Source organism: Tolypothrix sp. VBCCA 56010 (genome assembly GCF_050875635.1).
Taxonomy (GTDB): Bacteria; Cyanobacteriota; Cyanobacteriia; order Cyanobacteriales; family Nostocaceae; genus Hassallia.
Genome location: NZ_JBPAOH010000088.1, coordinates 19,700 through 33,219 on the forward strand (window position 1 = coordinate 19,700; position 13,520 = coordinate 33,219).

At 42.8% G+C, this 13,520-nt stretch carries 14 protein-coding genes; 5 read left to right on the top strand and 9 right to left on the bottom strand.

Annotated elements, in window-relative coordinates:
* Nucleotides 1–150: 150 nt before the first annotated feature.
* Both AABK37_RS25595 and AABK37_RS25600 read right to left on the bottom strand, forming a co-directional pair.
* The gene (locus AABK37_RS25595; protein ID WP_432554332.1) at nt 151–1,230 is read right to left on the bottom strand and encodes a M4 family metallopeptidase; all 1,080 of its coding nucleotides are present in this window, start codon (nt 1,228–1,230) and stop codon (nt 151–153) included.
* Between the two features lie 227 nt (nt 1,231–1,457).
* A complete protein-coding gene (locus AABK37_RS25600) occupies nt 1,458–1,640 on the bottom strand; it encodes a hypothetical protein (RefSeq protein WP_432554333.1) in 183 nt (60 codons plus the stop codon).
* 196 nt (nt 1,641–1,836) lie between these two features.
* On the opposite strand from AABK37_RS25600, the gene bioB reads away from it, so the two are divergent.
* Nucleotides 1,837–2,826 (top strand): biotin synthase BioB, encoded by a 990-nt coding sequence (gene bioB / locus AABK37_RS25605; protein ID WP_432554341.1) that lies wholly within the window; start codon nt 1,837–1,839, stop codon nt 2,824–2,826.
* Here bioB and AABK37_RS25610 read toward each other — a convergent pair.
* A complete protein-coding gene (locus AABK37_RS25610) occupies nt 2,823–3,056 on the bottom strand; it encodes a hypothetical protein (RefSeq protein WP_432554344.1) in 234 nt (77 codons plus the stop codon). The genes bioB and AABK37_RS25610 overlap by 4 nt on opposite strands.
* Nucleotides 3,016–3,111 carry a cytochrome b6-f complex subunit PetL gene (gene petL / locus AABK37_RS25615; protein WP_063842387.1) on the bottom strand — a complete coding sequence of 32 codons (96 nt, stop codon included), beginning with the start codon at nt 3,109–3,111 and terminating at the stop codon, nt 3,016–3,018. Before petL ends, AABK37_RS25610 begins: the two co-directional genes overlap by 41 nt.
* 129 nt (nt 3,112–3,240) lie before the next feature.
* Between petL and aroB the strand changes: the two genes are divergently transcribed.
* From aroB to AABK37_RS25630, 3 genes are all read left to right on the top strand, one after another.
* Nucleotides 3,241–4,338, top strand: a complete 1,098-nt coding sequence (gene aroB, locus AABK37_RS25620) for a 3-dehydroquinate synthase (protein WP_432554334.1) — start codon at nt 3,241–3,243, stop codon at nt 4,336–4,338.
* Between the two features lie 313 nt (nt 4,339–4,651).
* Entirely contained in the window at nt 4,652–5,218 is a 567-nt protein-coding gene (locus AABK37_RS25625) for a Uma2 family endonuclease (RefSeq protein WP_432554342.1), read from the top strand.
* A 177-nt stretch (nt 5,219–5,395) separates the two neighbouring features.
* Nucleotides 5,396–5,629: a hypothetical protein gene (locus AABK37_RS25630; protein ID WP_432554335.1), complete on the top strand. Its 234-nt coding sequence runs from the start codon at nt 5,396–5,398 to the stop codon at nt 5,627–5,629.
* A 281-nt stretch (nt 5,630–5,910) separates the two neighbouring features.
* Here the strand turns inward: AABK37_RS25630 and AABK37_RS25635 are convergent, their stop codons facing one another.
* Nucleotides 5,911–10,083, bottom strand: a complete 4,173-nt coding sequence (locus tag AABK37_RS25635) for a HEAT repeat domain-containing protein (protein ID WP_432554336.1) — start codon at nt 10,081–10,083, stop codon at nt 5,911–5,913.
* Between the two features lie 169 nt (nt 10,084–10,252).
* Here AABK37_RS25635 and AABK37_RS25640 point away from each other — a divergent pair, with 169 nt between their 5' ends.
* Nucleotides 10,253–10,465 carry a hypothetical protein gene (locus AABK37_RS25640; RefSeq protein WP_432554337.1) on the top strand — a complete coding sequence of 71 codons (213 nt, stop codon included), beginning with the start codon at nt 10,253–10,255 and terminating at the stop codon, nt 10,463–10,465.
* 5 nt (nt 10,466–10,470) lie between these two features.
* Here AABK37_RS25640 and AABK37_RS25645 read toward each other — a convergent pair whose 3' ends face one another.
* The 4 genes from AABK37_RS25645 to AABK37_RS25660 form a co-directional block, all read right to left on the bottom strand.
* Nucleotides 10,471–10,710, bottom strand: coding sequence for a hypothetical protein (locus tag AABK37_RS25645; RefSeq protein ID WP_432554338.1), 240 nt, complete (start codon nt 10,708–10,710; stop codon nt 10,471–10,473).
* A gap of 47 nt (nt 10,711–10,757) precedes the next feature.
* Nucleotides 10,758–12,152, bottom strand: coding sequence for a D-alanyl-D-alanine carboxypeptidase (locus tag AABK37_RS25650; RefSeq protein ID WP_432554339.1), 1,395 nt, complete (start codon nt 12,150–12,152; stop codon nt 10,758–10,760).
* A gap of 164 nt (nt 12,153–12,316) precedes the next feature.
* Nucleotides 12,317–12,454 carry a DUF928 domain-containing protein gene (locus tag AABK37_RS25655; RefSeq protein ID WP_432554343.1) on the bottom strand — a complete coding sequence of 46 codons (138 nt, stop codon included), beginning with the start codon at nt 12,452–12,454 and terminating at the stop codon, nt 12,317–12,319.
* A gap of 379 nt (nt 12,455–12,833) precedes the next feature.
* On the bottom strand, nt 12,834–13,520 hold a 687-nt coding region (locus AABK37_RS25660; RefSeq protein ID WP_432554340.1), incomplete at its 5' end, for a pantothenate kinase.

Below are 13,520 nucleotides of genomic sequence, written 5' to 3' on the forward strand. Positions count from 1 at the left end.
GAGGAAAACAGTATTATCTCTTAGTTTAGCAATAAAAGACAACACGCAGACAATTAGAAGCTATGAATTATGAATTCCTTGCGTTTGTACAGACGTTCCGATGGAACGTCTCTACATAATTCCCCGTACAGACGTTCCATCGGAACGTCTCTACAGAACTCCTACCTTTTGCCAAGCATTCTGCACCGCTTTTTGTTCCTTGCCATTATTGCCGTAAAGTTCGCCAGCAACTTGAATAGTTATTTGAGCAGCGCGTTTAAAATTGGCTTTAGAACGCAGGCGATCGCGTAAACTTATATACCAAATTTTGCCTGCTTTTTCCCAAGCATAACCGCCAATTTCCATTGCCGCTAAGTAAAACGCATTGTTGGGGATACCTGAGTTAATATGCACTCCAGCGTTATCTTGCATCCCCCTGTAAAGGTCTTTATAATTTGCGGGTTGTGGGTCTTTACCCAACACCGGATCGTCGTATGCTGTTCCTGGCGCTTTCATCGATCGGATACCTACACCCTTGACATTTGGCGTAAATAGTCCTTCCCCAATAATCCAGCTTGATTTGTCTACGGTCTCATTATTTGCTCTTTGTTTGACCATGATACCGAAGACATCAGACATTGACTCATTGAGTGCGCCAGATTCGCCAAAGTATACTAGAGCAGCTTCATACTGAGTCACACCATGAGTTAACTCATGTCCAATCACATCAATTGATTTAGTGAAGCGTTGAAAAAGCTCTCCGTCACCATCACCATAAACCATCTGGCTGCCATTCCAAAAGGCGTTGTCATACTTCTTACCGAAATGCACGGTAGAGTCTAAACGCAGCCCCTTATCATCAACAGAATTGCGCTCGAAGACTTCATGATACAAATCATAAGTAGCCCCAGCACCATCGTAAGCCTCGTTTACCATCACATCACTGCTAGCAGGACTGCCCTCACTACGTACTAGCGTGCCTGGAAGTTGTTCGCCATTTTTAGCATCATAGACGGTACGGCGCTTTACACCGGGTTGGGGTTCAAATGTAATACCACCTACCACATCCCGACGCCCGCGAAGCTGTGCCGAAACATTTAATGTATGAAAAGCCCACTTACGCTGTTCAGGATTGCCATTGACAGCAACCTTTTCTAGCACATGTGGCGGGATGATACAACAAATAGGGCAGCGAGAATAAATTTGATGCTTACAGTCAAACCCTAACGATCTTTTATTGCTTCTAGCCATGCAAGATGTTCTCCTTTTTAAAAGTAAGTGATGAGAAGTGGCTTAAACTCCACTGTTGAAAGGAGCAGAAAAACCAATACCAACAGCGTATTCGTGCTTCGTCTCTTCAGAAAATCTTCTACTTTCTATTTTCGACAGATCCGTTGAGATTATACAGTACCCTCGCAGGGTACTTTTGTGTTAGGGTGTTGCATCAAAGCACAAGGGAAACGTTGATGCGGCGAGTTTCAGCGAAAAACAAAAGCGTCAATCAGCAACACCTCGTTAAATACACCCAACGGGTTTATATAATAGTTCCTGTAAAGGACAATTGTGCTATTTATTACTATTTTGTTAATAAAGGGCAATGGGCATGGGGCATTGGGCATTGGGCATGGGGCATTGGGCATGGGGCATGGGGCATTGGGCATGGGGGAGGCAGTGCGTTGGACGGGTCTCCCGGCTTGAAGCACCTGCCGTCATCGGGCATCGGGCATGGAAAGAATGGTATTAGAATAGAACACGCATCAAAAATCGAGCGTCTTTAATTCCCATTGCCCATTGCCCATTGCCCATTGCCCATTGCCCATTGCCCATTGCCCAATGCCCATTACAACAAGGATAGTGATGTCGGTGAGTAGAATACGCTATGATTGGGACTCTTCGGAGATTTGGACGATATATAATACGCCGTTGCTAGAGCTGATTTATCAAGCTGCTAGCGTGCATCGCCAATATCATGACTCAACAAAAATTCAAGTTTGCAAGCTAATTTCTATTAAAACAGGAGCTTGTCCAGAAGATTGCAGCTACTGCGCTCAATCTTCTCGCTACAAAACAGCAGTGAAGCCAGAAGCACTTTTAGAAAAAGAAACTGTGGTTAATATCGCCCAGAAAGCTAAGGAAAGCGGTATTAGTCGCGTGTGTATGGGTGCAGCTTGGCGAGAAGTGCGCGATAACTGGCAATTTGAACAAGTGTTAGAAATGGTCAAAGAGGTGACAGCATTAGGTTTAGAGGTGTGCTGCACTCTGGGGATGCTGAGTGAATCTCAAGCAAAGCGCTTAGAAGATGCCGGACTGTATGCCTATAACCATAACTTGGATACATCAGCAGAATATTACAACACTATCATTACAACCAGAACTTATAGCGATCGCCTAAACACCATCAATAACGTTCGCTCGACAAATGTGACTGTATGTTCTGGCGGTATACTTGGTTTAGGCGAAACAGTAGGCGATCGCATCTCCATGTTGCACACTCTGGCAACACTACAACCACATCCAGAGTCCGTACCAATTAATATTCTCTCACAAGTTCCAGGCACACCATTAGAAAATCAACCAGATGTCCCCATTTGGGATGTCGTGCGAATGATTGCCACTGCTCGTATTTTAATGCCTGCCTCTGATGTCCGCCTCAGTGCAGGTAGAGCCAGACTTTCTCAAGTTGAGCAAGCGTTATGCTTCATGGCAGGAGCAAATTCCATCTTTTCCAGCGACGACGGACACATGTTAACCGTTACCACTCCTTGCCCAGGATACAACGCCGACCAAGAAATGCTCAATTTACTCGGTTTAGAAATGCGTCCTGCGAAAACGAGAGCTGTTTGCTAGCAGAAAGTGGGAGAGGGGGAGAGGGGGGGATGGGGAGACAAGGAGAGGGGGGGATGGAAAGAGGGGGGGAAAGAAGAATTACTCTCCTTGTCTCCTTGTCTCCTTGTCTCCTTGTCTCCTTGTCTCCTTGTCTCCTTGTCTCCTTGTCTCCTTGTCTCCTTGTCCTCCTTCCAAATTAGGGTATCTCGATTAAATAATCTTCGCGCTACGCAGACCAAACAGCAGACCAACAGCTATACCAAAGAACAAAGCCAAAAACCCAATATAAGATATCACAGCAAACATTTACGTTTCTCCATAAGACTTTACTAATATCTATTCAAGCATTAGTCAACAGTTATTAGTCACTTTTCCCCCTTGTATTGTTGTCTCCACCTGCGTAGAATGCGAAAAAAGAGGGCATAGGGGGGTTTAGTGATGGCTATCATTAACGTAAATTTACCAGAGCAGTCTTATGAGATTGCGATCGCATCTGGTAATCTAGATAATCTCGGCGAACAGATGAGCAGTTTGCAGCTACGTAAGAAGGTACTGCTAGTTTCTAACCCGACGATTTTTAAGCATTATGGGGAAAGAGCGATCGCTTCTTTAAAAGCTGCTAATTTTGAAGTTGTCAGTTGCACCCTTCCCCCAGGTGAACGCTACAAAAACCTGAACTCAATTCAAAAACTCTACGACGCTGCCCTAGAAAACCGCCTAGAACGCTCTTCAACTATGGTCGCTTTGGGGGGGGGTGTTGTTGGTGATATGACAGGCTTCGCGGCTGCAACTTGGCTGCGCGGGATTAATGTTGTGCAAGTGCCGACTACACTTTTAGCAATGGTAGATTCGGCGATCGGTGGCAAAACTGGCGTAAATCATCCCCAAGGTAAAAATTTGATTGGTGCCTTTCATCAACCGCGCTTAGTTTTAATCGATCCAGAAGTGCTGAAAACCCTGCCCATGCGTGAGTTTCGCGCTGGGATGGCAGAAGTTATCAAATACGGTGTGATTTGGGATGCGGAATTGTTCGCCCAAATGGAAGCGAGTAAGAACCTAAATCAACACCGCTACGTCAAGCCAGAATTAATAGATAGCATTTTAACTCGTTCTTGTCAAGCTAAGGCTGATGTTGTCAGCAAAGATGAAAAAGAAGCCGGACTGCGGGCTATTCTTAATTATGGTCACACCATCGGACACGCCGTAGAAAGCTTGACAGGTTATCGTTTAGTAAATCACGGTGAAGCTGTAGGTATTGGGATGGTAGCAGCAGGACAAATTGCTGCGGAACTGGGAATGTGGCAAAAAGAAGATACACAAAGGCAAGATGCTTTGATTGCCAAAGCCGGTTTACCGACAAAATTACCCGCAGGGGTGGATATTGAAGCGATAATTGAGGCGTTGCAAAGCGATAAGAAAGTCAAAGACGGTAAAGTTAGGTTTGTTTTACCAACGCAGATTGGGGTAGTGACGGTGACTGACGAAGTACCATCGGATATTATCCGGCAGGTGTTGCGGGGAATGCAAGGTTAGCGATCGCCCGCCTGGAAATCAATTTCCAGGCTAATAGCTTAAGTCCATTAAAATGGACTAAAATTAATGCCCCAAATAAAGTTTAGTCCTCTTAAGAGGACTTTCGCTATGAGCCAAGGTTTATAACCCTTGGCTGTTGCTGGCACTGCTGCAAAATATAGCCGTTCTGAGTTGGATGCAATACAAAGTTATATCGTCGCGTGTAGGGGCACGGCATTGCCGTGCCCCTACGAGTGTATTGGACTCAACCAATAACCGCTATATCAGTTTTAACCACATTACAATTAAAACTAACCGCCAGCCGACTTGTGTCATGATACTCTCAGCTAACAATCAACTAACCTTGCAAGAGTTTTTGAATCTTCCCCCAGGTGAGGGAGATATCACTTACGAACTCATTGATGGACAAGCAATTCCGAAAGTATCACACACGTTTTTTCACTCTAAACTTACTCGCACCTTTCTCTATCTGCTTGATAATTGGTCTGAGGACAAAGGTGAGATTTGTCCAGCATTGGCTGTTGTATTAACCCGTCGTGGTAGAGATTGGGTTCCGACACCTGATTTATTGTACATTTCCAATGAACGTTTACCCACCGATTGGGATGAAGACGGAGCGTGTTCTGTTCCACCTGATTTGGTAATTGAAATTATTTCCCCCGGACAAACCTTTGGACAAATGGCAGCCAAAGCAAAAGACTATTTAGATGCTAAGGTGCTGCGGGTGTGGGTGGTAGATACTAAAGCTAGAAGCATCACTGTTTTTTATCCAGATGCGGCACCTGTGACTTATATGGGAGATGAATTGCTTACAGATTCGCTGTTTGCGGGATTAGAATTTACTGTTGAGCAAGTCTTTCAAAAGGCGAACATACGATAAATTGTATATTATTTGAGTTCGGAACACGGAGCATCCCAATTTGGCAAAAAGCCCTCAGGCTATAAGCCTGGGGCTAAATAAACAAAGCCTGCCTTCGCAGGCTTGAATACTCACAGCCTGCGAAGGCAGGCTTCGTGCGTATAGCGATACCCTTCTAGGGTATTGCGGTAAATTGGGATGCTCCCTCAGAAGGTGAAACTTGAGCTTCAGAAGGTGAAACTTGAGCCTCTGAACATCAAAGTTGAGCTTCTGAACATCAAAGTTGAGCTTCAGAAGGTGAAACTTGAGCCTCAGAAGGTCAACGTTGAGCCTCAGAAGGTCAACGTTGAGCCTCAGAAGGTGAAACTTGAGCTTCAGAAGGTCAACGTTGAGCCTCAGAAGGTCAAACTTCGAGAATTAGTGAAAAAATGAAGAGTGCGGTTAAACTAATATCTTGCACTATTCTCAATTAGCGTTCAGACCCGCCCAGAGTTAAAACTCGATAGCTTATAGCTCAAGTCCACTTAAGTGGACTAAAACCTTTATCTAGTCGTCTAAAGACGACTTTAGCTATTAGCCTTAGAATGAATTCTAAGGCGGTTGTTGGGATTGGTGCAAGATGTCAGGTTAAAGGAATGTAATGTGGAGCAAAACTTACCGCGAGGTGAGATGTGTATGATTTCGGTTTTGGCTGGAGAAAGTATTTTTCTTTCCTACTCTCCATCTTTCACTTTCTCTTGCTGATGCCAAGCTTGATAAAAAGCGGGGTAGGGCATACTTTGGGCGCAGTTCCAGATGAGGGAGTAGCAATTATCAAATCGCTCAAAGTCATTTTCGTAAGTTGCATCTGATAGACAATTTTTCAGCCCGGTGACGACACTTGGCATCTGTTCCTCTGACAGAATTTTCCCCAAGCTTTTTACTGGGTGTCTTCGGGTATCATAATGCAGTTGTGGGTTAGCGATTAACTCCACCAAGGCATTAATTGCGTTTTTGTTACCTGAGCCAATTTCCCCTAAGCTTTCTGCCGCTGCTCTTCGGGTATCATAATGCAGTTGTGGGTTGCGAATTAACTTCACCAAGGCATCAATTACTTTTTCGTTTGCTTTTTCGTTGCCAGAGCCAATTTCCCCTAAGCAATATGCCGCTTCGCTGAGGGCAAAATAATGCAGTTTTGAGTTGTCAATTAACTCCACCAAGCCATTAATTGCGTTTTGGTTCCCAGAGCCAATTTTCCTTAAGCAGTATAGCGCTTGTCTGAGGGTATCACAATGCAGTTGTGGGTTGCGAATTAACTTCACCAAAGCATCAATTGCGTTTTCGTTGCCTGAGCCAATTTCCTCTAAGCTTTTTGCCGCTTCCCTGAAGGCATAATAATGCAGTGGTGGGTTGTCAATTAACTTCACCAAGGCATTAATTGCTTTTTGTTTATCTGAGCCAATTTTCCCTAAGATTACTACCGCTTCTTTAAAGCCAAAATAATAATGCTGTTCTGGGTTGTCAATTAACTCCACTAAGGCATCAATTGCTTTTTCGTTGCCTGAGCTAATTTTCCCTAAGCTTTCTACCGCTTTGCTTCGGGTAGAATTATCCAGTTCTGGTTTGCAAATTAACTCCACCAAAGTAGCGATCGCTTTTTCCTTACCTGGATCAATTTTCTCTAAGCTATACGCCGCTAGAATTCGGCTAGAATTATCCAGTTCTGGGTTGTCGATTAACTTTACCAAAGCATCAATTGCGTTTTCGTTGCTAGAGTCAATTTTCCCTAAGATTTCTGCCGCATTGCTTCCGGTAGAATCATTCCATTGTGAATTGCGAATTAACTCTACCAAGAAATTAATTGCTTCTTGGTTGCCTGGGTCAATTTTCCCTAAGCTATATGCCGCTAGAATTCGGGTAAAATTATACAGTTCTGGGTTGTCGATTAACTCTACCAAGAAATTAATTGCTTCTTGGTTGCCTGGGTCAATTTTCCCTAAGCTATATGCCGCTAGAATTCGGGTAAAATTATACAGTTCTGGGTTGCGAATTAACTCTACCAAAGCATCAATTGCTTTTTGGTTATCTGAGCCAATTTTCCCTAAGATTTCTGCCGCTTTGCTTCGGGTATAATCATCCAGTTTTGGCTTGCGAATTAACTCTACCAAGAAATCAATTGTTTTTTCGTCGTTACCTGAGCCAATTTCCTCTAAGCTTTCTTCCGCTTCGCTGGGGTTAGAATCAAAAACATCGAAATTTACTATTAGTTCGTTGTACTTGATTAACTTCACCACGTTGTAGATTGACTCCACCGCATCGTTATAATCCAGTTGTGATAATAAATTGTCAATTTCCAAGCTATATTTCGGTAATGGGAATGTTGGGATTCCGTAGTCATCATCATCCAGTTTTGGCTTGTCATTTACCATGATCGCTTTTTCGTTGCTTGGATCAATTTTCCCTAAGATTTCTGCTGCTGCTGAGTCTGTGGTAAAACCACCATAAGGCAAATACTTTGGGTTGTCGTCGATAAACTTAACCAAGGCATCAATTGCTTTTATGCGATTTGTCTGAGTCAGTGCTGTTCTTGCTCCCTCTGCGATTGGGTAGAGAAAGCTGATCAGCTCGTTGCCAAAGCCCCACTTCATAAAGCTCACCTGCTCGTTTTGTTCAACTTCAAACTCGCCAAAGCCCCACTTCATGATGTCCGCCACAATTGCATCTGCCTTGGTATAATCTTTAAACTCAGCAATTCCCGCAGCAGCGAGAAAATAAGCGCGAAACTCGTAAAATCCTCTTTTTACTTTTTCAATAGCACTAAATTCTCCGCAGCCATCCTTAAATTTCACTAACGCCTGAATAAATTCCTCTTTCTCCTGGTTCTCCACATCCTCGCGCCCCAACCACAGCAAAATCACCTCCTTCCACTGCGGTTCAAAAATACGGTATCTTTCTGCAACTGGCTGTGGATTATTATTATCATGAGCGCGGGGTAGAAAGAAGTCCCAATCATCAACCGCCAAGGCTGCAAAATATTCCTCAAATGTGGGATGGTAGAAAGCGTAAACTCTCTGTTTGGTTGTTGATTCCGCAGCGATTCCAACTTCATTAAGCCATCCCAACTTTAACGCTAACCAAAATAGAGAACCCTCCTCCTCTGGATCGCCCAATTCATTACTTACAAACTCATAGCGCAAACGAAAGCGAGAAGTTTCTCCGTCAATTGCCTTTTTTGACAAACCTCCCAGCGCCGCGTTTAGTGTTTGTCGCTGCTTTGGAGTCGTGCGAAAGCGCTTTTTTTTCCAGTTGTAAAACTCTTGGACAAACTGCTGATAAAGTCCGGCTTTCATTTCTGGTAAACCTCCATCGGAACTTTGCCAAGTGCTACACAACAGCGCTAATCGCAAAGGATTTTTAACTAAATCTTTGATGCGCTGACGTTCTGGTTGATTTAACTGTGTCCATAACTCCTCTCCCTTGTTTTCACTCCCCCTCTCCTTGTTTTCACTCCCCCTCTCCTTAACAAGGAGAGGGGGCTGGGGGGTGAGGTTCCGAGACTCAAACCACTTCTGGATAAACTCTTGCACCTGTTGCGGATAGTCAAAGTCCAGCAACCGATACGTCTCGAAGTCTGCTAACGCCCCGCCGTCTGCTTGCCAAACATTCATCCGACAAGTCAGTACAACCCGTGCATTTTTCACCCATCCCGTCAACTGCTCGGAAATCTTAGTTAACGGTTCGGGTGAGGACATTTCATCTGCTGCATCCAACAACAACCACACAGAATTATTCTTGAATAAATCTGCAAAAGCCTTTTTCTCTTCTTCTTTTACATCTTCTACCGGTTGTAAAGAATCCTCCAGCCAATTTTGCAGTAAATAATCTTTTACACTCTTTGTTTGCAAGTCTGCTAAAGAAATCCAAATTGGTAAACCGAGTTTGTTTTCTAATATCCAGAAAGCTATAGTTTGCAACTGAGTAGTTTTTCCCGCACCCGGTTCCCCAATTAAAGCGATGCGGTGTCCTTTGGTTTTACCATCGCCATCACGGATAATTTTCTCTAAAAAATCTTGATGTTCAAACCGCTGCTGCTTTTCTTCATAACTCGGTTCGTCAAGTCGGGAATCTTGTTGTGGCTTAGTATCTTGATTGCGGTTATCAGTTTTGGTAAGCGGCTTCTCTTCATAACTCGGTTTGTAAAGTTGGGAACCTTGTTCTGGCTTAGTATCTTGTTTCTTCTCGGTTTTGGTACGCTGCACGAGTGCTAAAGGGACATGAATTTGGTTTACCTCAAATTTCATGTGTTCATTATCACAGAGTAACTGATCTGTGGTCAGACGCTTGTGCTTTTCCAGCATGGTGCCGCAGATTTCTTGCCAATCGAAGCTTTTATCTGCTGTTTGTGTCTGAGATACTGTTGAAGAATTTGTCTTTGGGTGTTGCTTCCACTTCTGCTTAACCACCTCTAGATTTTCTTCTCTTGTTGCCGTCTGATGTTTCAACGTGAGAATAAATTTCCAATAGCCTTGATTCTTGTTAGCTCGTTCGTCTTCTCGCACTCCCAACTCTTTCAAGCAGTCGAGTGCAGCTTGAAGTTCTTGTAATTCTCTTTCTTTGGGACTAAGGCTAGATTCGGCTTTTAGGTGGGGAAGTTTTAAACTTTTACCAGCATTTTTAATTTGGTTGAGTAAATATTCCTGCTTTGTACCAACTTCATTTGTTTTGCTTCTCTTTCCTCTTATCTGTTCGCTTTTATATCCTGTGATTCGCAGCTTATCAGCATTCCAGACAACGCAAAATGGAAGTTTTGACTCACAGTCTTGCTGTTCCGACAGTTGCAGCAATGCTTCTACCAGACTTAGTACATTCTTTAAAGTTAATTCATCCCAACGAATATTTCTTGACATCAGTCAAATATAAAGAAAATCGAAAGAATTATTAATTGCCCAAACAAACAAGCTTCCCCAAGCTGCAAAACCTGACGATATAAGCATTATAGACGCTGCTTGGGGAGTGGCATAGGGAAATACCCAAAAAAATAATTCACCTAGTTAACCAAAAAACAAGGTGAATGAGATGTCTGTTAAAAAACCTGGTAAAAGTGCAACTCAAAGAGCGATCGCTTTCTTGTTAATTCTGCAAACAACACTAATTGGCGTCCAAGCCGAAAATCGTCTTCAGCAAGGAGACTCACCAATCGAGGTTTTAATGTGGATGATTAACCAGTGCATTCCGGTGCTGAAACAAGCCAGCAGTTTGCAGGATAAACAGAAAAAGGACAACAAATAATATTGTTAGTTGTTGGTTGTTAGTTGTTGGTTGTTGGTTGATAGTTGATGGTTGATGGTTGTTGGTTGATAGTTGTTGGTTGTTGCTTGATAGTTGTTAGGCATTAGGCATTGGGAGCAGGCAAGGGCGGTTCTTCGACTATCAATGCTAACGATGTACAATGGTAATGTAACTTTGGTGGCTGATGCATCTGCTGTCAATCCGCAGGTTCCTTTATTTAATCCTGCATCTTGTAGCGATCGCACTTAGACAATCTTCAGATCCCCGACAACAAAGAGCGAAGTCGGGTATCTTATTTTTTCACTATCTCATTACGAGAAGTTTTGCTATTTCTTTCTGGATTAGGTGTTAACTCGCTTGGTTGAGTTTTAACTGTTCCCCACTTGTTCGCAAAACTTTTTAAAAGAGCATCTTGCTGAGTCCGGAAATACTCAAAACTTTTTCCGGCAGCTTTTTTATCGCTATTGAGATTGTCCAATTTGCCATCAGAATTCATAACTACAAACCATACAGTTTTCTCTTTTTCAGTTGGTAAGGCTCCGGCTAAATTACTAGTATTATCAAAACTGCCCGTTTTCACTACTGCAAATTTTGGCAGCGGACGCTTGTCTAAAATACCTTTATCTTGTCCGACAATTGTAAACACATCTGCAATTGTCATATTCTGAGGCTGAAGATATTTCTCAATTGCTATAAACATGGCACATACAGCACGGGGAGAAATTCGATTTTCTATAGCTAAACCAGAACCATTTACTAATTGAATTTCTGCTGTTGGTATCCCGGTTGTAATAGCTGCTTTTTGTGCTACTACTTTTGCTCCACCAACCGCATCAGCCAGTTTATCAGCCATGAAGTTGTTGCTATAAAGATTCATCTTTTTGAGAAGTTCGGCAAGGGGATAAGAATAATGCTGTACTAAAGGCTGTAAGTTCCTAGGAGATGCAGATAAGGATTTCGTTATACCATTAATTATAATTTGGGGTTGTGGTGTGCCTGGGGGTAAACTTTGATGTACTGTTTTAACTTCTGCTGACCAAATCTGAGAGTTGAAGCTTTGTTTGAGAAAATTTCCTGTAGTCAGTGGATCGTCTTTAAAATTCATGTATAATTTACCGACAATTACCAAATTACCAGTCACTTGTTTGATGCCTATTTGATTTAAGATATTGCCAAGAGCGATCGCTTCTTCCCAAACAAAAAACGGATCTTCTGCACCTTCAACAATCAAGTCACCTTTTAATACTCCGTCTTTAATTGGTCCGGTTGCCCCAATGCGCGTGATAAACTGGTGTTCTGCTCCGAAAGTTTGCAAAGCTATCAGAGTTGTTGCTACTTTAGAGAGCGAAGCAGCAGGTAAAGGCACTGTACCTTGATGATTAGCTAAAAGAGTATTTTCAGATTGAATCCACACTCCTTGATTTTTGCCGGGAAATCCCTTTGCTGTTAGCAATTTAACGTATTGTAAAACTTTGGCGTTAGTAACTTTGTCTGGGTTATCTGGAGGTACAAGCGCTTGTTTTGTTACAGAAGTATTAAGTGTTTTATCGCTGACGACTGGCTCAATAACAGCAGAATTATCAGACTTTGTTTGAGGTGCAGTGGTTAATAATTTATTAGTCGAACATCCGCTAAGTGATAGCAGGGTAAAAGCTAGTACAGTGTAATTTTTCAAGTTAAATGTCATCTGTTTTCCTTGATGCTGCGAATATAATTAAATTAAAATATAGGGATAAATAAACATCATTTATGCAATATTTGGAAATGTAAGTACAGCACGAGCGCGTTTTTCAACGCACTTGTAGCGCAAAGGTAAGCGCAAGGGTACGCGGAGTTTTCGCGTGCGGGGAATCATCGTACAATCGGTTCACTGACAATATTCCACAACTCCACAGAACTTAACAAATCTTTCCAATCAGCGGCTAATGCGGTATCTTGATGCTTATTGCGGCGAAGTTCACCTAAAACAGTTAGGACATCTTGCCAAATACCTCATTCGTGTCCTTCTCCTGTCGGAGACGCTGCGCGAACGCGTCTAGTCTGCGGATAAGCGCATACTCCGTTGGAGAAGCCAAAGGCTAGCAGTACGCGGTTCGTTAAATAATTATTCTTTAAGTGGAAAAAAAGTATTTTTTGAATATATGCTTCCACTAACAAGATTTTGTCTTCTAAATATGCAGTTTTCCGGAAAATTTTCCCATTAGATTGATGTAACTTAAAATTAAGCAGTTTTTTTCTTAACTTTTTCTCTCTTGAAATCCCCATAATCGTATGGTAGACCTCACATAAGGAATTTAAATGCGTCTGAACTTAAACTATTGCAGGTGTAGGTTTACAACTCAAACGCAAGAAGAACACAAAAAAGCCGTTAGCCATCTAAAAAAAATAGCGATCGCATTCCCCAAAATATCAAATTCGGTTCCACAATCAACCGCGCTGCAATTTCCGGATACTGCGATCGCATATAATTTACTATTAACGTGCTTGAGCCTCCTTTAATCGCAACCTTACTTTCAGGAAAATCGCACCACCAAGCTTCAACAAAGTCTTTGATTCCCGCTACTAACGTATAAATTATCCCACTAGCGATCGCCTCTTCTGTATTTAGAGCATACCTCCGAGGTAGTTCCTGGGGTAACTCTACAAGTGGTAATTGTCCGGTTTTTTGAGCAAGACTCGCAAACTGCAAATTTAATCCCGGTAAAATTGCGCCCCCTACTAAACTTTGGTTACTATCAGCACCTGTAAATGTCAGTGCTGTCCCCGCATCAATAACTAACATCGGAAAGCCAAAAGTCCTTCCAGCACCATATAAACTCAAGGCACGGTCAATTCCTAATGTCGGATACATTCCTTTTATAGGTACTTGGTCTAGAGTAATAACGCGAACATTAGGGTAACTTTGCCAAATCTGCGTTTGACTGGGAACAACGGAGGAGAGGAGGAGGGGAGGGGGGAAGAGGGGGAGTGGGGGAGGGGGGGAGGGGGGAGAAATTATAGACAGTAAATTACCTAAAGTTGCTTTTTGGGCTAATTGTTCTACGGTTTCTGCACG